27 protein-coding genes are annotated in these 26,831 nt (G+C 67.9%); 9 read left to right on the forward strand and 18 right to left on the reverse strand.

Features of this window, described 5'->3' with window-relative positions:
- Positions 1-273: 273 nt before the first annotated feature.
- Entirely contained in the window at positions 274-1,089 is an 816-nt protein-coding gene (locus tag G7043_RS25210) for an SDR family NAD(P)-dependent oxidoreductase (protein WP_166049524.1), read from the reverse strand.
- 82 nt (positions 1,090-1,171) lie between these two features.
- Here G7043_RS25210 and G7043_RS25215 point away from each other — a divergent pair, with 82 nt between their 5' ends.
- Positions 1,172-2,122, forward strand: a complete 951-nt coding sequence (locus G7043_RS25215) for a LysR family transcriptional regulator (protein WP_166049526.1) — start codon at positions 1,172-1,174, stop codon at positions 2,120-2,122.
- Between the two features lie 64 nt (positions 2,123-2,186).
- Here the strand turns inward: G7043_RS25215 and G7043_RS25220 are convergent, their stop codons facing one another.
- Genes G7043_RS25220 through G7043_RS25230 form a run of 3 tightly spaced genes read right to left on the reverse strand, consistent with a single transcriptional unit; the run spans position 2,187 to position 5,964 of the window.
- Positions 2,187-4,361, reverse strand: coding sequence for a xanthine dehydrogenase family protein molybdopterin-binding subunit (locus G7043_RS25220; RefSeq protein ID WP_166049528.1), 2,175 nt, complete (start codon positions 4,359-4,361; stop codon positions 2,187-2,189).
- Positions 4,358-5,341 carry an FAD binding domain-containing protein gene (locus tag G7043_RS25225; protein WP_166049530.1) on the reverse strand — a complete coding sequence of 328 codons (984 nt, stop codon included), beginning with the start codon at positions 5,339-5,341 and terminating at the stop codon, positions 4,358-4,360. The genes G7043_RS25220 and G7043_RS25225 overlap by 4 nt, the downstream gene beginning before the upstream one ends.
- Entirely contained in the window at positions 5,338-5,964 is a 627-nt protein-coding gene (locus G7043_RS25230; RefSeq protein WP_166049532.1) for a (2Fe-2S)-binding protein, read from the reverse strand. Before G7043_RS25230 ends, G7043_RS25225 begins: the two co-directional genes overlap by 4 nt.
- A gap of 108 nt (positions 5,965-6,072) precedes the next feature.
- Between G7043_RS25230 and G7043_RS25235 the strand changes: the two genes are divergently transcribed.
- On the forward strand, positions 6,073-6,762 hold the full coding sequence (locus G7043_RS25235) for a TetR/AcrR family transcriptional regulator (protein ID WP_166049534.1): 690 nt from the start codon (positions 6,073-6,075) through the stop codon (positions 6,760-6,762).
- A gap of 248 nt (positions 6,763-7,010) precedes the next feature.
- On the forward strand, positions 7,011-7,442 hold the full coding sequence (locus G7043_RS25240; RefSeq protein WP_207311712.1) for a hypothetical protein: 432 nt from the start codon (positions 7,011-7,013) through the stop codon (positions 7,440-7,442).
- 89 nt (positions 7,443-7,531) lie between these two features.
- On the opposite strand, the gene G7043_RS25245 is transcribed toward G7043_RS25240, so the two are convergent.
- From G7043_RS25245 to G7043_RS25275, 6 genes are all read right to left on the reverse strand, one after another.
- Complete coding sequence (locus tag G7043_RS25245) at positions 7,532-8,905, reverse strand: alpha/beta hydrolase family protein (RefSeq protein ID WP_207311713.1); 1,374 nt, start codon at positions 8,903-8,905, stop codon at positions 7,532-7,534.
- Between the two features lie 139 nt (positions 8,906-9,044).
- On the reverse strand, positions 9,045-9,854 hold the full coding sequence (locus G7043_RS25250; RefSeq protein WP_166049538.1) for an alpha/beta hydrolase: 810 nt from the start codon (positions 9,852-9,854) through the stop codon (positions 9,045-9,047).
- Positions 9,851-11,254: an MmgE/PrpD family protein gene (locus tag G7043_RS48525; RefSeq protein ID WP_166049540.1), complete on the reverse strand. Its 1,404-nt coding sequence runs from the start codon at positions 11,252-11,254 to the stop codon at positions 9,851-9,853. Before G7043_RS48525 ends, G7043_RS25250 begins: the two co-directional genes overlap by 4 nt.
- Positions 11,244-11,579, reverse strand: coding sequence for a DUF4387 domain-containing protein (locus G7043_RS25260; protein WP_166049541.1), 336 nt, complete (start codon positions 11,577-11,579; stop codon positions 11,244-11,246). The genes G7043_RS48525 and G7043_RS25260 overlap by 11 nt, the downstream gene beginning before the upstream one ends.
- A complete protein-coding gene (locus G7043_RS48530; protein ID WP_313888062.1) occupies positions 11,572-13,929 on the reverse strand; it encodes an NAD(P)-dependent oxidoreductase in 2,358 nt (785 codons plus the stop codon). The genes G7043_RS25260 and G7043_RS48530 overlap by 8 nt, the downstream gene beginning before the upstream one ends.
- Before the next feature lie 26 nt (positions 13,930-13,955).
- Positions 13,956-15,230 carry an MFS transporter gene (locus G7043_RS25275; RefSeq protein ID WP_166049543.1) on the reverse strand — a complete coding sequence of 425 codons (1,275 nt, stop codon included), beginning with the start codon at positions 15,228-15,230 and terminating at the stop codon, positions 13,956-13,958.
- A 115-nt stretch (positions 15,231-15,345) separates the two neighbouring features.
- On the opposite strand from G7043_RS25275, the gene G7043_RS25280 reads away from it, so the two are divergent.
- Positions 15,346-16,095 carry a GntR family transcriptional regulator gene (locus G7043_RS25280; protein ID WP_166049545.1) on the forward strand — a complete coding sequence of 250 codons (750 nt, stop codon included), beginning with the start codon at positions 15,346-15,348 and terminating at the stop codon, positions 16,093-16,095.
- Positions 16,096-16,157: 62 nt separating this feature from the next.
- On the opposite strand, the gene G7043_RS47700 is transcribed toward G7043_RS25280, so the two are convergent.
- The 3 genes from G7043_RS47700 to G7043_RS25295 form a co-directional block, all read right to left on the reverse strand.
- A complete protein-coding gene (locus G7043_RS47700; protein ID WP_207311715.1) occupies positions 16,158-16,325 on the reverse strand; it encodes a hypothetical protein in 168 nt (55 codons plus the stop codon).
- Entirely contained in the window at positions 16,310-16,630 is a 321-nt protein-coding gene (locus G7043_RS47705; RefSeq protein WP_313888088.1) for a hydantoinase B/oxoprolinase family protein, read from the reverse strand. Before G7043_RS47705 ends, G7043_RS47700 begins: the two co-directional genes overlap by 16 nt.
- A 231-nt stretch (positions 16,631-16,861) precedes the next feature.
- Positions 16,862-17,986 (reverse strand): tartrate dehydrogenase, encoded by a 1,125-nt coding sequence (locus G7043_RS25295; RefSeq protein WP_166049549.1) that lies wholly within the window; start codon positions 17,984-17,986, stop codon positions 16,862-16,864.
- A gap of 103 nt (positions 17,987-18,089) precedes the next feature.
- Here G7043_RS25295 and G7043_RS25300 point away from each other — a divergent pair, with 103 nt between their 5' ends.
- Complete coding sequence (locus G7043_RS25300; RefSeq protein WP_166049551.1) at positions 18,090-18,995, forward strand: LysR family transcriptional regulator; 906 nt, start codon at positions 18,090-18,092, stop codon at positions 18,993-18,995.
- A gap of 108 nt (positions 18,996-19,103) precedes the next feature.
- Entirely contained in the window at positions 19,104-20,069 is a 966-nt protein-coding gene (locus G7043_RS25305; protein WP_207311716.1) for an alpha/beta hydrolase, read from the forward strand.
- Between the two features lie 85 nt (positions 20,070-20,154).
- Here G7043_RS25305 and G7043_RS48535 read toward each other — a convergent pair whose 3' ends face one another.
- Both G7043_RS48535 and G7043_RS25315 read right to left on the reverse strand, forming a co-directional pair.
- Complete coding sequence (locus G7043_RS48535; RefSeq protein ID WP_242642657.1) at positions 20,155-20,526, reverse strand: transposase; 372 nt, start codon at positions 20,524-20,526, stop codon at positions 20,155-20,157.
- A 56-nt stretch (positions 20,527-20,582) separates the two neighbouring features.
- Positions 20,583-20,786, reverse strand: a complete 204-nt coding sequence (locus G7043_RS25315; protein ID WP_166049552.1) for a hypothetical protein — start codon at positions 20,784-20,786, stop codon at positions 20,583-20,585.
- Positions 20,787-20,992: 206 nt separating this feature from the next.
- Here G7043_RS25315 and G7043_RS25320 point away from each other — a divergent pair, with 206 nt between their 5' ends.
- On the forward strand, positions 20,993-21,457 hold the full coding sequence (locus G7043_RS25320; RefSeq protein WP_166049554.1) for a hypothetical protein: 465 nt from the start codon (positions 20,993-20,995) through the stop codon (positions 21,455-21,457).
- Positions 21,458-21,627: 170 nt separating this feature from the next.
- Here G7043_RS25320 and G7043_RS25325 read toward each other — a convergent pair whose 3' ends face one another.
- Positions 21,628-22,314: an IS3 family transposase gene (locus tag G7043_RS25325; protein ID WP_313888063.1), complete on the reverse strand. Its 687-nt coding sequence runs from the start codon at positions 22,312-22,314 to the stop codon at positions 21,628-21,630.
- 103 nt (positions 22,315-22,417) lie between these two features.
- Positions 22,418-23,161 (reverse strand): hypothetical protein, encoded by a 744-nt coding sequence (locus G7043_RS25330; protein WP_166049559.1) that lies wholly within the window; start codon positions 23,159-23,161, stop codon positions 22,418-22,420.
- Between the two features lie 697 nt (positions 23,162-23,858).
- On the opposite strand from G7043_RS25330, the gene G7043_RS25335 reads away from it, so the two are divergent.
- Together G7043_RS25335 and G7043_RS25340 are read left to right on the forward strand one after the other, a co-directional pair.
- A complete protein-coding gene (locus tag G7043_RS25335) occupies positions 23,859-25,235 on the forward strand; it encodes a S1 family peptidase (protein WP_166049561.1) in 1,377 nt (458 codons plus the stop codon).
- Positions 25,236-25,713: 478 nt separating this feature from the next.
- The gene (locus G7043_RS25340) at positions 25,714-26,400 is read left to right on the forward strand and encodes a hypothetical protein (RefSeq protein ID WP_207311717.1); all 687 of its coding nucleotides are present in this window, start codon (positions 25,714-25,716) and stop codon (positions 26,398-26,400) included.
- A gap of 110 nt (positions 26,401-26,510) precedes the next feature.
- Here the strand turns inward: G7043_RS25340 and G7043_RS25345 are convergent, their stop codons facing one another.
- Positions 26,511-26,810 carry a hypothetical protein gene (locus tag G7043_RS25345; RefSeq protein ID WP_166049565.1) on the reverse strand — a complete coding sequence of 100 codons (300 nt, stop codon included), beginning with the start codon at positions 26,808-26,810 and terminating at the stop codon, positions 26,511-26,513.
- Positions 26,811-26,831: the final 21 nt, after the last annotated feature.

Consider the following 26,831-nt stretch of genomic DNA (forward strand, 5'->3'; position numbering starts at 1 on the left):
TGCCAACTCAACACGGTCCCGGAGACACCAGCCGGTGATCCCGCAACCAGACAGGCAGTCGCCGTACCAACGCGGCCAGCACCGCACGATCGGCCCAATCCAACCGAGGACGACGATGACCTCGACGCAACACCGAGACCTCGTGCCGCAACACCGACAACTCCACGTCCTTGGCCACCGAAGACCGGCCGAGCAGAACCCCACTTTGCCTAACCGGTTCTCTCGACCATGACGCCGACCGGGAGTCCATTTCGGTGATCCCGAGTACTCGAGTCATTCGCCCGGTGTGCCGAACGCCGCGAGCGAAACAGGTTGCCAGTCGCGCCAGGTCTGCAGTCGTTCCTGGTACAGCTCTTCGATCTTGGGGAAGAGGCGCCCCAGGAGGAGCCGGCGCGGCGGGTGCTCCGCATCGACGAGGGCGAGGATGGCCGGTTTTGTGGCGGTGGCCTCGCCGATCTCGAACACCACAGCGTTCTCGATGCGAGCCTGTGCGTAGTCCGGCAATTCGGCGCTGTAGCGTGATCCGCGGTCAAGCCAATCGGTCGCGTAGGGGCCAGGTTCGACGCAGGTGACATGGATTCCGAAGCCTTCGACCTCCTGCCACAGCGACTCGGAGAGGCCTTCGAGCGCCCACTTGGAAGCGTGGTAGGCACCGATGCCGGGGTAGGAGCGGAGGCCGCCCTCGCTGGTCACCTGGAGCAGATGTCCGCTGCTCTGGCGCCGCAGGACGGGCAGGACCGCCTGGGTGACCCAGACCGCGCCGAAGAAGTTGGTCTCCATCTGCTGACGCAGTTCACGTTCCGAGACTTCCTCGACCATGCCGAAGTGACCGTAGCCGGCGTTGTTGACGACGACGTCGATGCGTCCGAAGCGCTCGACCGCACTGTCGACCGCGGCGAAAGCACCCTCGCGGTCGGTGACATCGAGTTCCAGCGTCAACACGGACCCGGAGAAGCGTTCCTCGAGGTCCTTGAGCGCCTCGAGGTTGCGGGCGGTGGCGACCACGCGGTCACCACGCTCCAGGGCAGCCTCCGCCCAGAGGCGACCGAAGCCGGTCGACGTGCCGGTGACAAACCAAACTTTGCTCATGAACCGAGTCTGACCCCGGCATCGACATGCCACCAGAGAAAGTCGATCAATGCAGATATTCCAGGCTGGCATACTGGAGGACGTGCTCCTCGACGTTCATCCCCAACTGCTGCGGGCACTGCGGGCGGTGTTCGAGACCGGATCGCTCACCGCGGCCTCGGAACGCCTGGGGTTCACGCAGTCGGCGTTGTCCAAGCAGATCGCCGCGCTCGAGGCGGCCGCCGGCACCCGGCTGTTCGACCGGGGCCCCCGCGGTGTCGCGCCGACCGCGGCGGGCGCTCGGCTGGCCAGGCGGGCGGCGGCGATTCTGGACCAGTACGAAGTCGCGCAGCGCGAACTCGAAGACCTACCGGTGCCGCTCGGTGGCCGGATCGCACTCGGCGGCTTCCCGACCACGGCCCTGCGGCTGGTGCCCCGCACGATCGCCAGGGTCCGCACCGACCACCCGTCGATCGAGATCGAGTTCCTGGAGTCGTCGACGCCGGTGCAGATCCGGAGATTGCGGGCCGGCCGCCTGGATCTCGCGATCCTGGCATCCGGGGAGGACCTGCCAGGGTGGGACCTCACCGGCATCGAGGTCGACCCGCTGCCCTCCGGCACGCTCATGCTCGCGGTAGGTCGTCGGCACCGGCTGGCCGGTGTGCGGCGAGTACCGGTCACCGAGCTTGCGCAAGAGGAGTGGATCGTCGGCAGAGGAGCACGCGGGGAACCGCAGTTCGGCGCCTGGCCGACGGTGTCGGAGCCCCGTGTGGTGGCTGAGCTCGGTGATTGGTCCGCGCGGTTCGGGTTCGTCGCCGCCGGGCTCGGGATCACGACGATCCCGCGCCTTGCCGCCACCACCTTGCCGGACGGAATCGTCTGCGTCGAGGTCGACGACCCGGGCTGGGCAGGCCGCTCGATGGGGCTCGCGTGGATCGGAAGCCTCACCGGTCCGGCCGCCGCCGTCCGTGCGACGCTGATCGAGGAAGCACGCCTGATCGCCGAGGGCCGGTCGGGAGCGTCCGGGCGTTCGCATCGCGATTCCGCACGCTGAGCCGGCGTCCGGTTCCGGCGTGATCAACCGGTGGCGGCGAGCGCCGACGACCTGCGCCACTGCCCTACAGCAGCTTGTCCTGCGTGATGGGCAGGTCTCGGACGCGCCGGCCGGTGGCGTGGTAGATCGCGTTGCCGATCGCGGCGGGTACGCCCGTGATCGGTGTCTCGCCGAAGCCACGTGCGCCCAACGCGGTGCTGCCGGGATCGGGTTCGTCGACGAACAGCGCCTCCAGTGCGGGAGGCGCGTCCGCGCACACCGGCACCAGGTAGGTCGACAGGTTGGGGTTGACCACCCTGCCGGTGTTCCGGTCGTAGACGGTGTGCTCCATCAACGCGTGGCCGATTCCCCACGTGACGCCGCCGATCACCTGCCCGCGCGCGGTGCGGCGGTTCATCACCCTGCCGATGTCGTGGGCTGTGACCACCCGTGTCACCCGCACCGAACCCAGTCGCGCGTGGACACGGACTTCCGCGAACACGACGCCGTAGGAGAGTCCGGGAAGGTTCGGCACGCTGCCCGTCGCCTCGACCGGTTTACCGGACCTGCTCACCACGGCGCGGTAGCTGTCCCGGCGCTCGTGGTTCCTGGTGTGGATCAGGTGACCGTGCCTGGTTTCCACTTCGTCGGACGGGACGCCGAACAGCGGGGACCGGTCGTCGGCCACAGCGAGTCTCACCACCGCGTCCCGTGCGGCTCTGGCCGCTCGGTCCACCGAGCCGCAGACGCTGGCGATGGTGGCCGACGCTGCCGACACACCGGCGACAGGCAGGGCTGTGTCGCCGATGTGCGCCTGGACAGCGTCGAGCGGAACGCCCATCGCGTCGGCGACGATCTGGCTGACGATCGTGTACGTGCCGGTGCCGATGTCCTGGGTGGCCACGCGGAGCACGGCTTTGCCGTCGAGACCGACTGTGACTGAGGCAGTGGACGGCATGGCGGCGAAGGTGTGCATCTCTGTGGCCATCCCCCACCCGACGTACTCGTCGCCGTCCTTCGTCGCGCCCGGCCTGCGTTTGCGCTGCGACCAGCCGAACGCCCGGGAGGCCAGGTCGTAGCACTGGAGCAGGTGCTTGCTGCCGAACCGCTGGCCGGTCTCCTGGTTGAACTCGGTGTGGTTGCGCCTGCGCAGTTCCAGCGGGTCCATGTCCAGTGCCCAGCTGAGTTCGTCGAGGGCGGTTTCCAGTCCGAAGTGGGCGGTCGTCTCCGGCGAACGCATGTAGCTGGACGTGGCGACGTCGAGCCGCACGCCCTCCTGCCTGATGTGCAGGTTCGGGCAGTCGTAGAGAAAACGGGCCGACTCGCAGGTGTTGAAGATCGACTCGTCGGTGTTGCTCAACTGAGCGGTTGTCGTGGTGAGGAGGGCGGTCAGCTTCCCCGCGCGGGTGGCGCCGAGCCGGATGTGCTGACGGAACTCCGATCGATGACCAGCCATCGTGTACATCTGGGCGCGGCTGAGGACCAGCCGGACCGGGCGGCGCAGAATCCGCGCCGCCGCGGCGTTGATGATGGTGTGTGACCAGACCGGCCCCTTCGCACCGAAACCGCCGCCCAGATACGGTGCCACCACCCTGACGTTCTCGGTCTGCAGCGCGAAGACGGCGGCGATCACCCCCTTGGTGAGGTTCACCCCTTGCGCCGTCTCGTGCAGCGTCAACCGGTCGCCGTCCCACTGCGCCGTCGTGGCGTGCGGCTCGATCGGGTTGTGATGCCGGGTGGCACTCGAACAGCGCGCTTCCACACAGATCTCCGCCTGCGCCCAAGCCGCTGCGGCGTCACCGCGCTGGAACTCGTTGCGCCGGTCGCGAAACGGTGGCGGCAGGTACGGTGACTCAGCCGCATCGTCGATCACCGCTCGCGGCCGCTCGGCGCGGTAGCGGACGGCCACCAGGGTGGCGGCCCCGTGCGCCTGTTCGACCGTGTGCGCGACCACGATCGCCACGGGCTGACCGGCGTGATGAATCACCGTGTCCTGCATCGGGATGAACCCCTTGAGGTAGGGGAACGGCGGCACGGTCAGCCGCGGCATGTCGCGATGGGTCAGCACGGCGACCACGCCCGGATGAGCCAGCGCGGCCGACGTGTCGATGTCCGTCACCTCGCCCTTCGTCACCTCGCTCGTCACCAGGAACCCGTGCAGGGCACCGGGAACCGGGTTGTCCGCCGGATACCGGGCGGCACCGGTCACCTTGGCCCGGCCGTCGACCCGCGCGACCGGACGTCCCACCAGACTCGTCATCGCAGACCTCCCAGATCGAGCACCAGCTCGACCAGCGCACGTTGCACCAGCTCGACCTTGAACGCGTTGTCCTGTCTCGGCACAGCCGCACGCACGAGCACGCGGCCCGCCTGTTCGACCCTCTGCACCGTCAGGTTCTTCCCCCGCAGTTCCGCTTCCGCCTCGGCGGAACGCCAGGGTTTGGTCGCGATCCCGCCGAACGCCAGCCTGATGTCGCGCACGAAGTGCCCGCGCAGGTGCAGCGCGGCCGCGACCGAGACCACGGCGAACTCGAACGTGGCGCGGTCGCGCACCTTGAGGTACCGCGACCTCGACGCGGCCGGGTACCGAGGCACCTCGACGGCGGTGATGAGCTCCGCGGGCCGCAGGGATGTTTCGATCTGCGGCGTGTCGCCGGGAAGGCGGTAGAACTCACCGACCGGAATCCGGCGCGCGCCGGCTGGTCCGAGCACGTGGACCGTCGCGTCGAGCGCCGTCAGAGCCACCGCGAGATCCGACGGGTGAGTCGCGATGCAACTATCGCTGGTGCCCAGCACGGCATGCCCTCGGTTCCAGCCCTGCAGGGCGGGGCATCCGCTGCCGGGGACGCGCTTGTTGCAGGCCGACCCGGTGTCGCGGAAGTAGCCGCATCTCGTGCGCTGCAAGAGGTTTCCCCCGATCGTGGCCATGTTGCGCACTTGCGGCGACGCGGATGCCAGCAGTGCCTCCGCGAGCACGGGGAAGCGAGCGCGCACCGCGTGGTGTTCGGCCACCTGTCGCATCCTGGCAAGCCCGCCGATGTGCAGGCCGCTCGCGGATTCGGTGACGCGCGACAGGTCGAGCTTGTTGACGTCGATCAGATGCGGGTGGTGCTGCACTCCGTCTTTCATAAGGTTCAGCAGATCGGTGCCACCCGCGATGAACGCCGCACCCGGCGTCCGGCCGGCCATGCGAGCAGCGTCGGCGGAGTCTCGTGCGGAGGCGTAGCTGAAGGACCTCATCCGCGCCCCTCCCGTGCCGCGTCGGCCACCGCCGCGACGATGTTCTGGTAGCAGGCGCAACGGCAGATGTTGCCGCTCATCCACTGCCGGATCTCTTCCTCCGACCCGGTGTGGCCTTCCCGGATGCAGGCGACCGCGGACATGATCTGTCCAGGCGTGCAACCACCGCACTGGAACGCGTCGCGACGGATGAACGCCTCTTGCACGGGGTGAAGGCGGTCGCCGTCAGCGAGTCCCTCGACAGTCGTGATGGCGCTGCCTTCACGCATCACCGCCAGCGTCAGACACGACTTGATGCGCTCGCCGTCAACAAGAACAGTGCACGCGCCACACTCCCCGCGATCGCAACCCTTCTTCGTGCCGGTCAGCGCCAGACGCTCACGGAGCGCGTCCAGCAGCGTGACCCTCGGCTCGACCGTGAGGGCGTGCTTGTGCCCGTTGACCGACAGCGTGATCTCCACGGCCTCCGATGCGTCCCCGGCCGTCGTGGGCGCGGCTGCAGAGACGGACGAGGCCGCGGACACGGGGTTAGGCACGAGGGTGGCACCGGCAGCCGCCGCAGCCGTGGACTTCAACACGGTCCGGCGCGTGGGGCTCGTCGCGGGGTGAGGTGACTTGCGCACCGCTCCTCCTCAGCTGGATGAATGTAGCAGCGGTATAAGAAATTGGGTAACAGCGCTAGCGTAGCCCGTCGCCCTAACGCCGACAAGCCCGTGATGTAACATCGCTATATGGCGAGTTCGACTCGGGAGCAGATCCTCGAGGTGACGACAGCGCTGCTGAGCGACGTCGGCGCTGCAGCAGTGTCGGTTCGCGACGTGTGCCAGGCCGCCGGCGTCACGGCACCCACGCTGTACCACCACTTCGGAGACAAGCAGGGCTTGCTGGAAGCGGTTGCCGCACAAGGCTTCGAGCGCTACCTCGCCACCAAGCAGACCCACGGGCCGTCGGCCGATCCGGTGTCCGACCTGCGGGCGGGATGGGATCGGCACGTCGAGTTCGGCGTGACGCACCCGGCGTTCTACCAGCTCATGTACGGCCCCACCGGCAGGCGCAGCCATGCTGCGGAGCAGCAGGGACTGCAGATCCTGCACGCCATGCTGGTTCGCCTCGCGGAGCAGGGCCGCCTGTCCATGACACCCGACGAAGCGGTTCCGGTCATTCACGCCGCGTGCGTGGGAACGACGTTGACGATGCTGTCCAACCCCGACAACCCCGCACACCGAGGACTGTCGGAACGAGTCCGTGACGCCATCTTCGCCGCGGTCATCACGCACCCGTCCTCTGACGAGGACCCGGCCACGAACCTGTCAACGCAGGCAAGCACTTTGCTCGCGACGCTGGCCGGTCAGCGCGATCTCGCCCTGTCACCGGGTGAGCGACTTCTCCTGACGGAGTTGCTGTCTCGCTGGACGGCCTGAGTGCCCCAGGCAGAGGTGGGGTGCGCGGTGGTGCCGAGGGTGCGTACACGCCCACCGGTGTGACGAATGGCGGCGGGAATGTACTGACGCTGACCGGTCAGCGTGACCGTGTGGGGTGCCAAAACGTGGTCCAATGGGTCTGACCTGCGCATCAAGCTGCCGCAGGTTCGTGCGCGTTGATCAAGCCGCCGAGAACTCGCCGACAACGTACGGACCTACAGCGCGCGTGACGAGGGTCCGACCAAGCCGTGCGCGCCGTGGTGCACCTGGACCTCGTGCCCCGGCTGACGACCAGCCAGCTGATCGAGGCGGTCGAGTCCGGTCTCCTCACGCCGGCCGACCTCGACCTCGCGGTGAGCACGGTCCTGCGGACGAAGTTCGAACTGGGGCTGTTCGAACGGCCCTACGTCGACCTGGACGCGGTACCGGACACCCTCGACTCGGAGGACACCCGCGCCCTCGCCCGCAGGATCGCCGAACAGTCGATCGTCCTGCTCCGCAACGAGCCGGTCGACGGCGCTCCCCTCCTGCCGCTCGACCCGGACATCGCGACGATCGCGGTCATCGACCCGAACGCCGACCGTCCATTTCGGACTTTCAGACTGGCGTACGGACATGGCACGGCGAGTTGTACGAGCGCTCTCACGCCTGCCTCATCGAGCCGCGATCATGCCGGATGACCGGTACCACGCGATGCCTACTGACCTGCACTGACGTACTTCTCGGCACGCACAGCGCCAGCCGCCGCCAGTGGTGTCGCTGTGCGTGCTCAGGGAGCGATCCCCACACCTTCGATCCGGCTCCAGACACGCTCTTGTTCGGCGGTCATCGCCGGCCAGCGCAGGCCGCCGGGCCGTGGCCGCATCTTTGTGCCGTACGGCGCGGGACGGAACTCCGGGTCGTAGAAGCACCCGCTGCCGTAGGCGCTGTCGAACGTGTCGCAGGAACGCGCGATCGACCGCGGAGTGGGCTTCTGGCCTGTACGCACCCACTTGTCGAGCGCGGAGATGGAGTTGGCGTACTCCGAGTTGCTCAGTTCACTGTGCTCGGACTCCTTCGTGAACGTCTGGACGAGATGCCTGTCCTGGCCGGCGCTCTGGAGCGTGGCGCGGTAGGCCGCCTCGTGTTCCACGAAGACCTGCGGGTCGTCGATCGCGTGCAGAGTGAGGACCGGGAGGGATACCTGACCGGTGAGGTCGCTGTCGTAGGAGAGGTCACGGTGCGCGGTGGGGTCAGCGGAGAATCGGGCCACACCTGCGTTGAGTGCCCTGTCGTCGTGTGAACCGTCGTACGACACACCTACGTTGCTGAACGGGTTACGGCCGTCGAGCCGCTTGAACACAATGTCCTGGAACAGGAAGGTCGCATAGAGCAGACTCGTTTCCAGCGAGCGCTCCGGAATGCGGGTGACGGCGAGGATGTCGTCGAGGTTGCGCTGCTGCAGCGCTGTCCGCTCGGCGGCGTCGATGCCCGTGCACTCCTGCAAGCGATCATGGACGTCGGCGGGTGTCATGGTCGAGTCGGCGGGAAGCCCCTGCCACAGCAGGTACTGCGGTTCCGTCGGACGAGGCAGGTTGCGGCAGTAGTACTGGTAGACCACTCGCAGGTCCACGCGGTGGTCGTAGCCGCGCGAGCCGCCGCCCATGAAACCGTTGGTCAGCAGCACTCCGTCGTAGGCGCCGCGCTGCCCGCCGTAGGTCTCAGCGACCCTGGCTGCGACATTGCCACCCCAGGACTGGCCGTGGAGATAGGTACGGCCGGGTCGGCCGAAACGGTCGACGAAAAGGCGGCGTACGGCTTCTGTGTCGGCGGCGGCCATCCTGACCCCATAGCCGCCGCGCCGGTACGACGAGCCGACCCAGGCGTATCCCTCGTCGACCATCACCGTCCAGCGCGCCAGGTCCTCGGTGGTGCTGGACGGGTCGTAGGAGAAGTCGGGCCCGCCGTGGGCATGCACAACAAGGGAGCCGTTCCAACGCTTCGGGACGGCCATCGTGTAGTAGGCGCCGTTGGTGTCCTGGCCGGTGTAACACCTGGCCTTGCCTGCCAGGCTGGACGGGCAGGCGGCAGCCGTGGGCTGCGCGCTACGGGCATTCGTGGCGAGCGGGTTGCCGAGCGTTCCCAGGAGCGCGGCGGCGAGCACTGCTGTTACTACTGCCAGTCGCCGACGAGCTGAAAGTCGCCAGGAGCCATGCGGGGGCACAACAGGTGTGGTCAAAGGAACTTGCTCCCTCAGGTTTTTGGTGTGGCAGTGGCAGATTCCGGAAGGTGACGGCCGCGGGTCAGGCGTCGGCCAGCAAGCCGGCGAAGAAGTCGACGATCGGCGGCTGCGTTCCCGCGGCACTGTGGCCCACGCCGGGGACCTCGACCTTCAGGGTCACGGTTCCGTGCCCTGTCAGGCTTTCGGCCAGGCGGTCGAGCTGCTCCGGCCGGCTGCGGCCTGGGTAGCCCGTGGCGGCCAGGTCAGCCCGCCCGTCGTCCTCGCTGCCGATGACGAGTAGCACCGGCACACGGGCGACCGCCTCAGGCTCCACCGTGATTCCGAACCGCTGCTGGCTGTCGCCGGTGCCTTCCGGCCAGGTGAGCGAGTTGTCGAGGAGAGTCACGCAGCCCGGTGCGCTGACCGCGACGGCGGCGAGCCGGTCCGGGTGCAGGTAGAGGAATCGATGGGCGAACTGGCCGCCACCGGAGTGCCCGCACAGCATCACCTTGTCGACCTGGGCGTTCCACCGGACCCGGACCTGCTCCAGGATTTCGAGCAGCACGAGGTCGAACCGGATGCCATGGGCGTCGATGGCCTTGTAGTTGTGCACGTCGTCCGGATCGTCGATGCCGGCCGGGAAGAGTGGTGTCACGACGATGAGGTTGTGGCGTTCAGCAAAGGGAATGAGCCCCTCGCGCAGCGCTCCCACGTTGCGCCCAGTGCCGTGCACGCCCACCACTACTGACATTTCGGTCTCCGGGGCCCGGCCCCTGGGGACGTAGACGCAGTAACTGCAGCGCGGCTCGGTCGGTGCGACGAAGAAGGGTGTGCGGCCGGTCAGCAGCCGACGGCCTGGGTGCGCATCCGGCAGGTCCGCGACACGGATCACGAGGTCTCCCTTGAAGGTCGGTCCAGTATCGGGTGATCGTCGACAACGACCAGGGCGCCGGTGAGGGCGGTGACGGTTGGGGCGCGGTCGATGTTCCAGATCTCGTCGAGCATCCGGCCGCATCGCTCCGCTGACGTCAGCGGAGCCACCAGGGCGGTGAACTTCTCTTCGAACTGCTCGTCGGTCATCGGCGTCTCGTGCCCACCGGGCGCGTCGAGGACCTCGCGGACGAGTTCGTCGCCGGAGGTGAGACGGATGGTGACCCGGTTGGGGATACGAGCCGGCAGCATCGCCGTGAGGACGGGGGCCTCGCGAACTTCTACGCGTGCCATCAATGCCGCGACCGCGGGGTCGGCGAGCGCGTCCGGATCGTATGAGGACACCGTCAGCTCCCCGTCGACGAGCACGCGGGCCACTGTGTACGGAAGGCTGCGGTCGGCGGTCTCGCGAGTGGTGGGGCGCCATTTCTCCTGGTCCTTGCCCAGGATCGTCCAGCCGATGTGCGTGGTGTCCACGACGATCCGGTCTATCTCGTGGAGGTCGGGGATCTGCTCGCGCAAGGCGAGCGTCGCCCACACCGCTGTCTGCATCTCACCGTTGGTCGGCAGCAGCTTGGTGAGCGTCCGGGACACGGCGTAAGCGCTGCTGGAGGCCCGTGGGAACATGAGCGGCTCCAGCACGAACGAGCCACTCACCTGCCGCATGAACCCCATCTCGCCCTCGAAGATCGGCGCGGGTCCGGTGAACCCTTCACGAGCCAGCCACGCCGCGAACACGCCGTTGCGGGCGGCGTTCGGCGCGGAGGAACCCTTCCACGACGTCAGCTCCCCGGCCCGGACCTGACGCATCGCGATGTGCCCGTTCAGTGCGATGTTCACCGCCTGGGTGAGCTGCCCGGCGTCGAGTCCCATGAGCTTGCCCGCGGCGAGGGTGGCGGACACGAGCACGTAGTTCACGTGGTCCCATCCGCGGCGGTAGAGGTTTGCGGCGTCCTGCAGCTGGACCTGGACCTCGTAGCCGAGCGCGACGGCGGTGACCAGGTCACGGCCGGAGCGCCCTTCGGCCTCGGCGACCGCCAGGCACGCCGGGATGTTGTCACTGGGGTGCCCCGGCTCCAGGCCGATGTAGCCGTCGTTGAAGTCCAGGTACCGCACCATGGTCCCGTTGACGAACGCGGCGACGTCCGCGGTGGTGCGGTCACTCGTGCCCAGCACTGTGGACGGTCCCAGGGGAAGGGCACGGGCGAGACGTCGTGCCGCCTGGCTCGGCTCGGCGTGGAACGCACCGAGCCCGCAGCCGAGGGTGTCGACGAGACGTTGGCGGACCGTGTGGACCGCGTGCTCACTGAGATCGTCGAAACACAGTGCGGCCGCCCAGGACCCCAGGTCGTCAGCGATCATGATCGGCCGGCTGCCGGACCGGCATCCGCGCGAGCGGGACGTGGTGCTGGCCGGCGTGCATGTCGCGGTCGCGCAGTGATCCCTGGCTGACCGGGCGCGGGAAGGAGATCTTGACGACGTTGAGCGACGGGATGCGGAAGATCTGGATCGTGCCTTCCTCGACCCGGTAGAGCTCCGCGATCACGCGTTCGTTCAGGAAGGACTCGTCCGCGGCGATCCGGTAGCCGTCGGCGTCGCGCAGGAACAGCTCCATGGTGACCCAGAACGGGCCGGCGTTCTTGGACCGGACCTCGTGGGCGAGGTCGGCCAGGGTGGTCTCAGGCATCGGACTTCTCCCCGATCTGCATCCGGAACAGGCTCATCGGGCTGTCGCAGTCGACGACGTGGTTCAGCACGAACTCGTACGCCGCGCCGCGCTCGACCTCAGCCGGCGAGGACGCGAACGCGAAGCTCGGCAGGTAGTCCATCCCCGGCGTCGGCAGGTGCAGCATCAGCGGGTTGGCGACCTTGGCGACCGCCGTGGCCGTCGCCTGGTCGGGCGCGTTGACGAGCAGCATCACGCCCACCTCGCGCGGCGGCCCGCTCTCCGGCTCGAGGTCGCCCAGCACCGCGTTGTGACCGTAGAGGCGCAGGTCGAAGGCGTACTCGTCGTCCGCCAGGCCCAGCGTGTGGCGCACCCGCTGGCTGATCATCGCGCGCATCAGGTCCGCCCAGGCGTCGATGTCGCCGAGGACGAGCGGGTCGCGGATCGCCGAGAACGACATGGTCTCGTAGCCGGTGATCCGGGTGCCCTCCAGCTTGATCGTGTACTGGTCGGCGACGTGGAAATTCGACCCCTCGACCCGGACGATCCGGTCGTCGACCGCGATGTACCGCGCGTCACGGACGTCGAGGACGCCGTCGGGCTCCCGCATCTCGAACGGGTTCACGGTCTCGTAGAGCATGTGGGCGGCCACCAGGATCGGCGTGCACGCCGCCGCGGGGTCGAGCGGCTCGATGGTGAAGCCGCCCGCGTCGATGGTGGCGAGGACACCGCCCGCACGCGGGTTGCTGGTGCACTGGCCGCCGCACTCGACGATCTTGGCGGCGTGCCACGTGGGCCCGGCCGGCATCCCCTTCATGAGCGGATAGGCGGCTGCCAGCGCCGTGTCGGTGGCACGGCCGGCGAGCACGAGCTGGGCGCCCGCGCGGAGCGCCGCGACGATCGGCTCGTGCCCCATCACGCCGACGATGTGGGTGCAGCTTTCGAGCGTCTCGGCCCGCAGCGGTCCCAGGGGTGGCAGCGGGTGCACCCGGCCCGCGTCGAGGTGTTCCTTCAGGCCCGACGCGTCCTGCTCGCTGTAGATCTTCGCGACCTTCAGGTCCAGGCCTTCCGACGCCATCACCTCGGCAGCGATCCCGGCGACCCAGTCGACACCGCTGTCGGTCCCGCTCGTGCCGCAGGAGCCCACGATCACGGGGATGCCCGCGCCGGCGGCGGCCGTCAGCAGGCTGCGCAGGTCACGAGCCACCGCTTTGGCCGTCGTCTTGGGGGTTGCCGACCCGAGGTAGTAGGGACCGGAGTCGGTGGACCCGCCGTCGATGCTGATCACGTCCGCACCCAGTGCGATGCCGCGTTCGATCGTCGCATGGTCCCAGCCGGCGCCGAGCATGCCGCTCGGTGACAGGACCCGGACGGACTTCACCGGTTCGTTGTCCATGTTGCCCTTTGTCTCCTGATGATCGTGGGAGTTCACGACGAACCGGGCCCGGCCGGCGAGGGCCGCCACCAGTTCCTCGGCTCCTCGGCGGCCCGCGGCGGCGCGTGCCTCGGCGGTCTGTCCGGCCAGGTGGGAGTAGACGACGATGCCGTCCACGCCGCGCAGCGGGCTGCCGGGCGGAAGCGGCTCCTCACTCGCGACGTCGAGCGCGGCACCCGCGATTTCTCCCGCCCGCACGGCCGCGGCGAGAGCTTCCTCGTCGACGATGGCTCCTCTGGCGGTGTTGACCAGCAGCGCGGTCGGCTTCATCTGTTTGAACGCCGATTCGCCCAGCAGGCCGCGGGTCCGTTCGGTGAGCGACGTGTGCACCGAGACGTAGTCGGCGGTGGCCAGCAGTTCGGGCAGGTCCACGAACCGGACCGCGGGGTCGCTCCGGAGCGGCGTTGGCACGTTGGTGGTGCAGACGACCGTCATGCCGAAGGCACGGGCCAGCGGCACCACCGCCCGCGCCGAAGCCCCGTAACCGATGAGGCCGAGGATCGATCCCCGCAGTTCGTGTCCGTCCTCGCGCGGCCAGTCCCCGCGCGCCACACCCTCAGCAGACTGCATCAGACGACGGGCTCCCGCGAGCAACAGACCGATCGTGTACTCGGCTACCGCGTTGGCGTTGACGCCAGGCAGGTTGCTCACGCTGATCCCCAGCCGCGCCGCGGCGGCGACGTCGATCGAGTCGTAGCCCACGCCGGTCCGCACGACGACCCGCAGCCGGGGTGCCCTGGCGAGGACGTCGGCGGTCAGGGCTTCGTGGCCCACCAACGCGGCGTCGATCCCGGCGAGCGCCGCCACGAGCTGTTCGGGATCGCGCCGGCCGGTCATGGGCAGGTGCACGGTTTCCAGCCCGGAGCGTCTCAGGTACTGGTCGACCTCGTCGCCGGGGCGGAGGTAGTCCGTGGTGATCAGCACGCGGCGAGTCACGTGTTCCTCTCTCAAATAGGGAGTCGTCACAGCGCGCGGCTGACGGAGGACCGGCGCTGCAACGCACTGACGCGGGCGACCGCCAGCACGGCGAGGAGCGCGACGATCGCCACGTCGAGCAGCATCAGCGGCCAGCCGGTCAGGTCGACCATGCCGCCGACCAGCGCCGGCCCGAGGAAACCGCCGCTCGCCCACCCGACGGTGTAGAGGCCGGTGTAGGTCCCGACCACGCGGTCGGACGGGGCGAGGTTCCACAGCACGACAACTGCGTTGACCAGGAACGAGGACGCGCCGGCGGCCGCCAGGCACAGGGCGATGACGGTGCCGGTGGCCGTCTGCACCGCGGTGCCGAAGACCATGGCGGCCGCGAACACCGCCATCCCGGCCATCATCACCCGCAGGCGGCCGAAGCGTTCGGCGAGCATCGCCACCGGATAAGCGGCCACGATGAAGGCCACCCCGCTGGGAAGAGTCAGCCCGCCCGCGTCACCGCGCGACATGTGCAACGCCTCCATGCCGTACGGCGTGACGAGCGAACGCGAAGCGGCCCACGCACCCCCGAAGAGCACGATCGACAAGATGAGCACCAGCCTGCTGTGGTTCGGGTCCCGCACGATGTCGAGCACGATGCTCCGCACGCGGACCTTGGATGCCTCCTCACCGTCCCGCTCGCGATCCTCCGCCAGTGCCGCCTGGTAGGCCGGAGACCGGCTGTCCCGCACCTTCGCGCCCAGCAGGGACACGGAGGCCACCATCAGGACCGCGGGAATCGCGAACGACAGCTTCGGATGGTCGTCGACCAGGAAGATGCTGATCAAGGCAGCGACGATCACCGTGAGACTCGCGGCGATCTTGACCGCCGCGTTGGCCCGGCTCCGCCGCTCGGGTCCGATGAAGTCCGGGAGCAGGGCTTCGGCGATCGGCTTGAACGAGTTCGCCACCAGCGCGTAACTGAACATCACCAGGATCAGCAGGAGCAGTGAGGCCGCGGTGTGCGGGATGGCGACGAACAACAGTGCCGCCAGCGGCATCCCCACGACGAGATAGGGGACGCGCCTGCCCCACGACGTACGGGTGTTGTCCGACCGGTTGCCCATCCACGGCTGGACGAAGATGCCGAGCAGGTTGTCCATGCCCATGAGCAGGCCGACGAGCGCGGCACTGCCGATGTGCTCGCGAAGCAGCGGTGGAACCTGTGAATCGTAGAGGTTCCACGTGGACTCCTGCGCGAAAACCGCCAGGGCCACGAAGAACGTGATCCGCCCCGTTCGTGGGCGCTGTATGGGCAGCGTCGCCGCCATGGGGCACCTCATTCTCTTCACCACCCGCGTTGGCGGCAGCGGTCACACTACTTTTGCTATAGCAAGATGGTCAATAGTGTCATAGGGGCCTTGCCATGGCAGATAGACTGACCGCATGGCGGGGGACAACCTGACAGGACTGACGACCGACACACTGGCCGACCGCGCATACCGCGCCCTCCGCGCCGCGATCACGACCGGCGAACTGCGCCCAGGGCAGAAAGTCACCGAACGCGGGCTCGCCGAGCGGTTGTCGGTCAGCCCGACGCCGGTGCGCGAGGCCATCCGGCGGCTCGAGCAGGACGGCCTGCTAGAACGGACCGGACCGCGGTCGGTCCAGGTGACGACGGTCGGGGACGTCGCGATACAGGACCTCGCCGAGGTCGAAGTGGCCCTGCGCGGGATGGTGGCCCGCTTCGCCGCACGGCACGCGACCCCAGCGCAACTGGACCATCTCGACGCCATCCTCGACGAGGCCGACGACCTGCTCATCCTCATCCAGCAACGGCACAAGGCCGGGCAGGAGATAGCGAGACACCTGGGCCGGCTGCTCGACGCCATGCAGCGCTTCAACGCCGTCGTCGAGTCCTGCGCCGGCAATCCCGTGCTCGTGCGCCTGCTCGACCAGACGCGGGTGTTCTCGTGGCCGGAGCGGCGGTCCCGGCTCATCGAACGGATCAGCGAGGACGACCGGTTCGGCCTCGATCGCTACGCGAGCCACCGGGCGCTCGTCCGGGCGCTGCGGGTGGGTGACTCGGCGACGGCCGAGGCGCTCGTGATCGAGGACGCCCGCGGCGGACTCGGGGATCTGCTCGCCGGTTCCGCGCCGTCGGCGGCGGCCTCGGCTCCCGTAGCCGGGTCCTGACCGCGGTCACCGCTCGACGTCGACGACGAGCGTCAGATCGGAGCCCGCGGTGATGTGCGTGGCTATCTCGTCGTAGACGGCGGCGACGCGGCCCCATCGACGTCGACGAGGGCCGACGGCAGGCTGTGCGCCTGGTCGACCGTGGGCGGGGCGACGAGGAACCCGTAGGCGGACATGACGCCCGCGCACATCGGGACGATCATCCGGGCGATCTTCAGCTGCTTCGCCAAGCCGTACGCGTGCACAGGGCCGGTCCTGTCGAGGCCCAGCGGCTCGGCCACATCCCACAGTCCATTGCCTTGTAGTCCGGCCCGTCGTGGTCGTCGAGAAACTCCTGTGCACGCCGCCGGCACACCGCGTGTGCGTTGGCCTGCACCTCCAGGTCACTCCACAACTGCTCGGCGAGGCGGACGTTGGCCAGCAGGAGGTCCATGACCCTTCGCGCGACCCGCCCGGCCCCGGTACAGCCGGAGGTGCGGATCAGGATGCCCTCGGAGATCAGGTCCGTGGCGCCCATCGACGGCGTCCCGCCGATGTCCGGGGAATGCGCCGCGGTTCCGGCGAAGCCGACAAGCGCCCCGGCGGAAGATCGGCGTGATCATGGCGATGTCGGGCAGGTGCCCCGTCGCGATCCACGGGGTCGTTGGTGATGACGCAGTCGCCGTCGAGAACGCCGTGCGCGGCACCGTCGACGCGGCCTCGTCGGTCGCGGCGGTGAGCCGATCCCACCGGACCTCCAGGCCGATCGGATCGGAGACTCGCGGGGTCATGACGCGGTGGACGCTTCCGCGTGCGTGCCGCGCTGCCGGGACTCCCCGGCAGTGATCTCGGCGGCGATCGCCGCGCCCAGGCCCTCGGTCGTCCCGGAACCGCCGAGGTCGGGAGTGAGCACTTCCGGCCGCTCGTCGAGCACGGTCTCGATCGCGGCCACGACCTGCGCCGCGGCGGCCAGTTCACCGAGGTGGCCGAGCATCATGGCGCCACTCCAGATTTGCCCGACCGGGTTGGCGATCCCGCGTCCGGCGATGTCCGGGGCCGAGCCGTGGACCGGTTCGAACAGGCTCGGCCAGGTGCGGTCCGGGTTGATGTTGGCGCTCGGGGCGATCCCGATGGTGCCGGCGCACGCCGGTCCGAGGTCGGAGAGGATGTCGCCGAAGAGGTTGCTGGCGACCACGACGTCGTACTGCTGGGGCCGCAGGACGAACTTGGCCGTGAGGATGTCGATGTGGTCCTTGTCCGCGGTCACGTCCGGGTACCGCTGCGCCATCGCGGTCGCGCGCTCGTCCCAGTACGGCATCGTTATGGAGATGCCGTTGCTCTTGGTCGCCCACGTCAGGTGCTTGCGCGGGCGGGCGGCGGCGAGGTCGAACGCGTAGCGCAGCACCCGGTCCACTCCGATCCGGGTCATCACGGTCTCCTGCACCACCGTTTCACGGTCGGTGCCCTCGAAGATCCGGCCGCCGATGCTCGAGTACTCCCCCTCGGTGTTCTCGCGGACGACGAGGAAGTCGATGTCGCCCGGCTGCCGGTCGCGCAGCGGGCTGCGCACGCCACGCAGCAGCCGGACCGGCCGCAGGTTGACGTACTGGTCGAAGCCGCGGCGGAACTGCAGGAGGCTGCCCCACAGCGACACGTGGTCGGGCACCACCTCCGGCCACCCGACCGCGCCGAAGAAGATCGCGTCGTAGCCGCCGAGCACCTCCCGCCAGTCCGGCGGCAGCATCTCGCCGTGCCGCAGCCAGTAGTCTGCGCAGGCGAAGTCGAACTCGGCGATCTCGAACTCGAACCCATGGGCCTGGGCGGCAGCCGCCAGGCACCGCACCCCCTCCGGGACGACCTCACGGCCGATGCCGTCGCCCGGGATGACCGCTATGCGATAACGATGGGACACGAACGTTCCTCCTCGCGCCCGGTCCGGTCGGCGGGCACGTCTTCACCTTCGTCGGCGGGGAACGCGACAACAAGAACGTCCGCGGCAACCTATCCTTTCGCTCATGGAAAGACAGGGCTCCATCGACGACCTCCACTTCTTCCAGGTGGTCGCCGCCAGCGAGACGCTCACGGCGGCCGCCCGCGAGCTGGACTGCTCCCTGCCGGTGGTCAGCAAACGCCTCAGCGCCCTGGAACGCCGGCTCGACGTACGCCTGGTGCACCGCGGTACGCGCCGGCTCGTGCTGACCTCCGAGGGGGAGGTCTACGCCGCGCGCCTGGAGACGATCCTCGACCAGGTCCGCGAGCTCGAGGACCTGGTCACCCATCACTCCGGCGACCTGCGGGGCTCCGTCGTGGTCCAGGCGACCCCCGGCCTCGGACGCGCCCACGTGGCGCCGCTGCTCGGCGAGTTCACCGCCCTGCATCCCCGGCTGAGCATCCAACTCCGCACGTCGGCTCTCCCGCTGCGCCCGCACCGGCGTGAGTTCGACATGGCCGTCCACGTCGGAGCACCACCGGACTCCTCACTGCGAATGCGCCGACTGGCCCGTAACCGCCGGGTGCCCTGCGCGGCACCGTCCTATCTGGAACAAAAGGGAGCGCCGCAACGCGTCGAGGACCTGGCCGGCCACGACTGCATCGTGCTCCGCGAAAACGAGGGAGACTTCGCCCTGTGGCACTTCGGCGACGCCAGCAACCCGCGTCAGGTACGCGTGCGCGGCCGTCTGTCGAGCAATGACGGGGACATCGTCACCGACTGGGCACTGCAGGGACATGGGGTGATCATGCGGTCGGAATGGCAGATCCGGTCTCATCTCAAGAGCGGCGCACTGGTGCGCGTACTACCCGACATACCGACCCCACCCGCCGACATCTACGCGCTCCTGTCCGACGACGTTCACGTGCCTCGGCGGATCAGCAACCTGGTCGAGCATCTCGCCGCACGGCTGACAGAACGGATCGGCTAGCACGTCCTTTCGTTTCCCGAAAGGTCCCCTTTCTGCCATTGTCCGGTAGCTATCTCTGTCCCTAGGTTGCGTGACGACAACCCGGCACTGGCGAGTGAGGCACGGATCGTGGACATCAGCGAGCGCATCGACGTCGAGGTACGTGCGCGCCTCGATCAGTTCCGGCAACTGGTTGGCCCCAAGGGCCTGAGCGGTATCAAGGACATTCCTGAGCGACGCCGGAGGCAGGCCGAGCTGGCCGGACCGGTCGCTCCGGAAGACGTTGAGGTGCATGACTTCCCGGTTCCTCACGGCAAGCCGGTGCGCGTGCATGTGTACCGGCCTCGCGCGAGCACCCGGTCCGCGCCCTGCATCTACTACATCCACGGTGGCGGCATGGTGACAGGCAGCGCCACCGGCGATCACCGGAAGACCCTCAGGCTCGCGCAGGCGACATGCTGCGTGGTCGCCTCGGTCGAGTACCGGCTCGCACCCGAAAACCCTTACCCAGCAGCGTTGGACGACTGCTACGCGGGATTGACAGGGATCACCGGCAGGCACCGGGAACTCGGGATCGATTCCGACCGGACAGGTCTGTACGGCACCAGTGCGGGCGGTGGCCTGGCCGCGGCAGTGGCACTGCTGTCGCGCGACCGCGGCGGACCAGCCATCGCCTACCAGATGCTGGTCTCCCCAATGCTCGACGACCAGTCCTCAAGCCCGTCAGCCGTCACCAACACCGGCTTCGGCGCCTGGAGCCGCGAAGCGAACATTCAATCCTGGCAAGCACTCCTCGGCCAGGACTTCGGAACCGACCGAGTCTCACCGTACGCCGCACCGGCACGCGCAACCGACCTCACTGGACTGCCGCCGACCTACATCGACGTCGGCGACCTGGACTTGTTCCGTGACGAGGCAGTCGATTTCGCCCGCCGGCTGTCCTGGGCTGGCGTTCCCGTTGAGTTGCACGTATATCCGGGAGGCATCCACGGTGGTGAGAATCTCGCGCCCGAAGCCGAGCTGAACCGCCGAATCCGCGGATACCGGCACGACGCCCTCCACCGAGCGCTCCGCCCCGAAACCCCGGCTGACTGAGATCAACCTGCCCTGTCGGGCGGAGCTGTGCGTGCCGAAAACCGCATCCGTGCAGGTTAAGCGGCATGGTGATACTCGTGATGACTCAGCCGAGACGATCCTGTCGATCTACGGTGAGGCTTCGATCTGGCCGGGTTTGAAGGGCGGCGCAAGGTCCGCGCGGTGCTGCGGCGGCGAGTGATCGGTGGGTTCGGTGCTCGTTGTAGTGCCGCTCGTACTCGCGCAGCGCATGCCGTAGGTGGGCCTGATTCCAGATCAGCGTGCGGTCCAGCAGTTCGGCGCGAAGTGCCTTGACCCAGCGCTCCATGATGGAATTCATCCGGACACCGGTTAGCACCGTCACAATCCCCACGGAACCGAGGACGTCGTCGATCAACGCGGAATACTTGGCGTCTCGATCACGGATGAGGAACCTGATCCGCGCGACGTATCCGGTGTCCTCGAGGTCCTTGAGCAAGTTGCGGATGGCCTGGGTGATCCCGGCATGGGTGGGGTGCGCGGTGAACGGCCGCCTCAGCTCCGCGGAACTCCGCGGTTCCTGCGGTAGGCGGAGAAGAGCGCGACACCGCTGGCGATGGCGACCACCCCGAACGCGGCGCTGATGAAGAGGCTCAGGCCGAACGCCTGAGCGGTGACGTTGGCGACGAGACTGCCGACCAGGATCACCGCGAGCAGGGCCCGGTTGCGGGTGGGCGAGGAGTTCAGTTCCTTGTTCATACCAAGGAAGTTAGTTGCGTTCGCCGGTCCCGCCGATACCCCAGGCTTCCCTGTCTCAGGTAGAGCAGGCTGCACCTCGGTCTCGCGAGCCAGCTGATTGTTTTTGATCAGCACTGAAGCAATAGTGATGTTGACAACCAAGCCGTGAAGATCCGGTTCGTGATTGCCGCCCGGCGAACGGCCTGACGGCCTTACTGTGCTGAGGCATGAGAATGGTGCCGTTGCAGTGGGCCTCACTCGTGGTGATCTTCCTCGATGCCGTCGTCATCGCGTTCGGGTTCGTGACCGGCAGTGCGTTGCTGCCGCGGTCGGCGAACCTCGTGCTGGTGGTGATCTCCATGGCGCTCATGGTGGCGACGCTGGTGTTCGCAAGAGGCACGTTCAACTTCGAGAACCCGACACTGACGGCGTGGGCGGTCGCAGTGGCGGTGATCGCGTTCTTCGGCGGGGTTTTCCTCTTCGCGTACCCGCTGCTGACTGACGCCAACACGGGCAGTTTCGAGCAGGAGAACGGGAAGTACCAGGAGTCGAAGGACGGTGTTGTCGTCCGTGAGCTCACCGAGGAGCAGTACGACGCGGGGTTGGCCGCGAACCAGCGCCAGTCGGCCGGCCTCGCTCTCGCCTTCGCTGGAGGCGTGCTCGCCTACGCCGGGATCCGCTACCGCAAATGATTAACGCGGCGATCGCAGGATGGTGCAGGACACCGGCGATGCGCACGGCGACGTCGACGCCGTCAGGTGCGGTGACGATCGGGCCGTGCACGCTGCGCCGTTCCAGCACGGTGACAGACTTCGCGCCGGCGTGAGGTTCACCCCGAACGGTGGACAGGGGCGTAAGAAGTTCAGGCAGCTGCTCGGAGTGACTTCTCATAGTCGCTGGGACTGCGCATCCCGAGCTTGGAGTGCCGCCGCGTACCGTTGTAGCAACGGATCCACTTGTCAACTGCGGCAACGAGTTCTGTCTTCGTGGCGTAGACGTGCCGGTAGTAGTGCTCATGTTTGAACGTCGACCAGAACGACTCCGCGGGGCTGTTGTCCCAGCAGATCCCGGTGGCGCCCATCGACCGGCGCAGCCCGTGCCGGAAACACGCCTGTGCGGTCAGATTCGCCGTGTACTCGCCGCCGCGGTCGGAATGCAGGACCGCGCCACGACAGTCGCCGCCGCGGACGGCCACCGCGGCCTCGATGGCGGTGGTGACCATCTCGGCACTGATGTGGTCGGCGAGGCTGTAGCCGAGCACCCTGCGGGAGTGTCCGTCCCGGATCGCGCACAGGAACATCTCACCCTCACCACAGGACAGGTACGTGATGTCGGTGAACCACACCGCATCCGGGCGGCCTTGGTCGAACTCGCGCTCGACGAGATCCGGCGGGAACGACGCCGCCGGGTCGGCGATCGTCGTTCTCACCTTGAACCTGCGGGGGTTGATGCCCTCGATCCCGATGCCGGCCATGACCTTGGCGACGGTCTTGGCGCTGACCACTTCACCCTGATCGCGTCGGTGTCCACTGTCTGGGGTGAACCTCACTCGGCATCACCCGGTGACAGCTCTGCATCTGCGTGAACCACGAGTCCGCATTGGTGCGACGTGCGCCAGGCTTGCTTCCCGGCGGTCTCGCCGGAGAAAGGATCTACTGCGCAGCGGTGGGTTTGTTGGTCCCGGTGAGTTGGCGGCGGAGCGCCTGCCAAGGGCGGGTGTCCGACAGAGGACGTCGGAGGTGCGCGGTGATCGTGATGGGGACGCCGTCCACGCGCCCGGTCACCTCGGCCGAGTTGTAGGCGACGGCATACATGCTTCTGGGGTCGTAGCGGATCTGGGTTCCCAGGAAGTCGGCCCATTGGATGAGCCCGGCCCGTGCCTGCCTGCGACGCTTGAGGGTGTGGATCTCCGGGGTGAGTTGCGGCTCGTGGTTCTCGGGGCGGAGCCGCCAGCTGAGGGGTGGCAGGTCTGCCGACAGCAGGCTGATCATCACGGTCAGCGCTTGGAGCTGGGCGGTGACGTCGGGATCTGACGATCGGGCCTGAGACTTCGGCACATTCGTCTTCTTGGCGGTGCCTTCACTCGCCGAGCCGCGACATGACAGCTGCACGCCGTGGTAGACCCCTTTGATGAGGTAGTCCTCGTGGTACGGCTTGACGAGGATTGCAGGTGCCGAGTGTTCTTCGTCAGAGCCTTGACTCTGCCAGTACGGGCGTGAGGGCTCGACTGTCAGCTGCATCCCCAAGCGTTCAGCGCACTGCACCATCACGATGTAGGTCTCGTGGTCGCTGAGGCCGGGGAGCGGAGAACCCATCACGCAGCCGGGCACGTCGGTGACGTACCACACCATTGCGGGAAGCCCGGTCTCGAAGAGCTCGATCAGCACCTCGGCCACATGCGACTGCTCGTCCAGGATCGCCGCTCTGCCCATGATTGAGGAGTGTCACCGAAGCTGCCCCGCAGAACAAGGCGGCTCTGGCAGGAAGTCCGCGACTGGGATCGCATTTCGATCGCCATGGTGGTCTTGCCGAACCCGCCCATCACGTGGATTGCCAGCACCATCGCCAGCCCGTCTGCGGCCAACGCCGACCCCAACTCTGACCATCAGAGGCGTCAGGGACGTCACCAGGGTGCTGCTGAGGTCGAGCACCGTTGGCGGCCTCGAGCGTCTCGCCGTAGAGCTGCGCGACCCCGGTCACGACGGGGTCGCGCAGCGACAGCAAACCGGTGAACCCGGACGTGTCCCCAACCCTTGACGATCGCGTGCTCCCGGATCGCCAGGAAGTGTTCGGCCTGACGTTCGAGGAGCCCGCTGTAGCCGTGCAGCTCATCCGGCACGACGTGGAACATCTCTCCCACGGCGGCCATGACGTCTGCCCCCGACGCGCGGTTCCATCACATTCGGCCCAATGGGCAACCGAATCACGGCCGGACCGGCTGTGATCATCAGCACAACGTCTGGGTGGCCAGACGTGACAACCCGGTCTCGGCCCGTCCGCGTTTCCTCCCCCGTAGGCCACGGCCGTCCGCCGTGGTCGTTCGTTGCATGGGGGTTTTCTTTGAACAGACACAAGCGTCGAATCCTGACCCGCGTGATCGCCGTCAGTTCCCTTGCGGCGGCGGTGCTCACCGCCGGGCAGTCGGCTGTGGCGAGCACCGACGTGACCGGCGACCGGCCGGCCACCGCCACGGCGGTCGAGGTGTTCACCGCGGCGCCCGCGCTGCCGGACCAGCTCGCCGACGACGTGGCGCAGGCCCTGGAGGCGGCGGAGGCGCGTGCCGAGGCGGACCCGGCGGACCTCGCGCCTCCTTACGTCGACCGGGCCACCGGCCGGATCGTCGCGGGCGTGCGCACCGGCGCCGACTCGACGAAGACCGCCTACGCGGCAGGCAGCATCGGCGTCGATCCGTCCACTGCGGACAACGGGAACGACGACGCGAACCAGGACGGCCTCGAGACCGGCAAGACCGAGGAACCGGCGTCCGAGACCGCGGCGGCCGAGCCGGAGGCCGCGCAGGCCGTCGTCATCCCGAAGATCTTCTACCCGAGCACGCCGACGGCCAAGCACAGCCTGGCCGACCTCGACGCCGTGAAGGACGCGGTGCTGGAGTCCGACGTGCCCGGTGTGCAGAACCTGTACGCCGCGTCCGTGGACGCCGAGCGCAACCGCGTGGTGGTGCGTGCCTCGGCGCTCACCGAGGAGACCCGCACGGCGCTGGCGAGCAAGTACGGCGCCGACAAGGTCGCGGTGCACCTCGCTCCGAACACCTTCGTGCAGAAGCAGGTCAGCCGGGACAACGACGCCAACCCGTTCTTCGGCGGTTCCACCACCAACACCAACGCGGGCACCTGCACGGTCGGGTTCTCCTGGACGCACGAGGGCGAGAGCTACTTCCTCACCGCTGGGCACTGCACGAGTGCCAACAGCGACGTGCGGATGCCGCGCTACGGCACGCAGAAGGTCGGCAAGGTCGTCAAGGACAACTGGAACAACACCACCGGCTCGACCAAGATGAGCGGTGTGTCGTACTACAGCGGTGACCTCGCGCTGGTGAAGATGAACGGCAGCTGGAAGACCGCGGGCAAGATGTACGTCGGCGGGCCGGACTCGAGCTCCTACCGGAAGGTCAAGGGAGTCGCCAGCAGGGCGCCGAAGAAGGGCGACAAGTACTGCACGGGCGGCACCACCAAGGGCGAGTTGTGCGGCTGGAAGGTCTGGGACGCCAAGACCAACATCCGGTACGTCGACGGCGAGATGGCGCGCAACGTGACCCTGGGCAAGAAGGGCGGCACCTGCACCGCGCGTGGCGACTCCGGCGGCCCGACCTACACGGTCAGCGGCGGGAAGATCGTCGCGAAGGGCATCCTCAGCGCCGGCGGCAACTTCAACGATGGTGACTGCATGGATGTGTTCACCGACATCCGGTTGGCTGAGAAGGCGATGCCCGGCATCGTGAAGAAGGGCTGACGAGTCCTGTTCTCGGGGTGGCCGGGTGCACTGCGTGCCCGGCCTGTCGGGTGCCGGAACTCTGCACTGGGACGCTGAGCTGCGGCGTTCCTGCACCCTGGGCGGCTTGCCGCGGAACGCTTCGTACCACTTGGCCTCGGACTCCAGGCCGGCCGCTCGCCAATGCTGTGCGGCGCGGGCGAACTCGCCCTGCCTGATGTAGCAGTCGGCCGGCATCCGGTTGATCTTCTTCTTCTTGTCGCCGGCGCAAGGTCGACAGCCTTGCCGAGGTACTTCTCCGCGTCGGCGAACCTGTTGCTCAGCAGCCCTACATACCCGCGGTGTCGCCACCACGTATCCGAATTTCGATATGCGGCGACAACCGAACGCGGGTGTGCGGATGCGATTGCGCCGCTACGATGTCAGGTAGGCCTTGTTCAAGCCTCACTCGGGGGAGCACATGGTTTTCACACGTCGAAACCTTCTCACCGCAGGAGCCGTGACAATCGGCTCATCGATTCTGACATCGACTCCAGCAACAGCCGCCGACGGCGACTACGGCTCCGGCGTTCTCGGCCCGTGGGAGAACTCGTCGAAAGCGATCTCCACCCTCACTCAGATCCGGCCGGTCCTCGACACCGACGGCCTGTTCATGTTCGGCGACAGCATCTCGGTCCAGGACGGCTATTCCCTGGCTCTGCTGCTGAGAGACAGGACCGGCGACCAGATCGCAGTGCACAACTGGTCGGGCCGACCCACCAAACCGGCCGTCGACGCCCTCGCACAATGGGCAGACGCCTACGGCCTCCCGGGCAGAATCCTCATGGCGACCGGCTCGAACGACATCTTCAACCCACCCGTGTTCGCCGCGCAGATCGACCGCACCATGAGCATCGCCGGCCCGAACCGCACGGTGTTCTGGGTGAACGTCCAGGTGGCGAGGACCCGGGAGACCGCAGCCGTGCAGCTGGCCGACCAGCGCAACAGCGCGTGGATCAACCTGCAGCTGGCTGACGCTCAGCGCCGGCATCCGCGGTTGCGGATCGTGCGGTGGGCGGAGTTCTTGGCTGCCTATCCGTGGCGGCTGGGGGCTGAGGCGTACCTGCGGGATGGCGTGCACACCACTGTGCCGTTGGGGCAGAACGCTCGGAACGAACTCATCGTCCGGGCCATCGAAAGCGCCTAGGGCACCCAGCACCTACACCACGATGCACCTACACCACGATCAGCGCGCCCGTCCCGCATCTGCCGGGACGGGCCTTTCAGGTTTCGCAACGGTCAACGATCCACCGCAAATCAGCTGATCAGCTTGTCCGCTACCTGATGACTCCACGAAACGGGATCCGGATTCGTCAGACGGTCCAACTTCCACCTGCTCCTCACGACCTCGGAGAAATTCTCGGGAAGCTCCAGCTGTGTGGCGACTATCTCTTGCCATGAGCCGTCTGTCCCGTAGACCGAGCCGAGCTTGGGTGCGAGGCGTTCCAGCACTCCCTCAGCGTCGGCATCCAGTGCGCCGATTATCCACATGATGTAGCTGTCCACGATCTTGAGGAAAGGCCGTCCATCGTAGCGTCCCGGCACGTCATCATTCACGGACACATCGTACCCGCCAAT

The organism is Lentzea alba (genome assembly GCF_011067745.1).
GTDB lineage: Bacteria > Actinomycetota > Actinomycetes > Mycobacteriales > Pseudonocardiaceae > Lentzea > Lentzea alba.

Excerpts from the sequence above, each read along its gene's own strand:
- G7043_RS25225 (WP_166049530.1), bottom strand. The coding sequence starts at position 5,341 with ATGAGGTCCTTCAGCTACGCCTCCGCACGAGACTCCGCCGACGCTGCT.
- G7043_RS25235 (WP_166049534.1), top strand. The coding sequence starts at position 6,073 with ATGGCGAGTTCGACTCGGGAGCAGATCCTCGAGGTGACGACAGCGCTG.
- G7043_RS25260 (WP_166049541.1), bottom strand. The coding sequence starts at position 11,579 with ATGCCTGAGACCACCCTGGCCGACCTCGCCCACGAGGTCCGGTCCAAG.
- G7043_RS25275 (WP_166049543.1), bottom strand. The coding sequence starts at position 15,230 with ATGGCGGCGACGCTGCCCATACAGCGCCCACGAACGGGGCGGATCACG.
- G7043_RS25315 (WP_166049552.1), bottom strand. The coding sequence starts at position 20,786 with ATGAACAAGGAACTGAACTCCTCGCCCACCCGCAACCGGGCCCTGCTC.
- G7043_RS25320 (WP_166049554.1), top strand. The coding sequence starts at position 20,993 with ATGAGAATGGTGCCGTTGCAGTGGGCCTCACTCGTGGTGATCTTCCTC.
- G7043_RS48525 (WP_166049540.1), bottom strand. The coding sequence starts at position 11,254 with ATGATCGCTGACGACCTGGGGTCCTGGGCGGCCGCACTGTGTTTCGAC.
- G7043_RS25300 (WP_166049551.1), top strand. The coding sequence starts at position 18,090 with ATGGAAAGACAGGGCTCCATCGACGACCTCCACTTCTTCCAGGTGGTC.
- G7043_RS25210 (WP_166049524.1), bottom strand. The coding sequence starts at position 1,089 with ATGAGCAAAGTTTGGTTTGTCACCGGCACGTCGACCGGCTTCGGTCGC.
- G7043_RS25280 (WP_166049545.1), top strand. The coding sequence starts at position 15,346 with ATGGCGGGGGACAACCTGACAGGACTGACGACCGACACACTGGCCGAC.
- G7043_RS25220 (WP_166049528.1), bottom strand. The coding sequence starts at position 4,361 with ATGACGAGTCTGGTGGGACGTCCGGTCGCGCGGGTCGACGGCCGGGCC.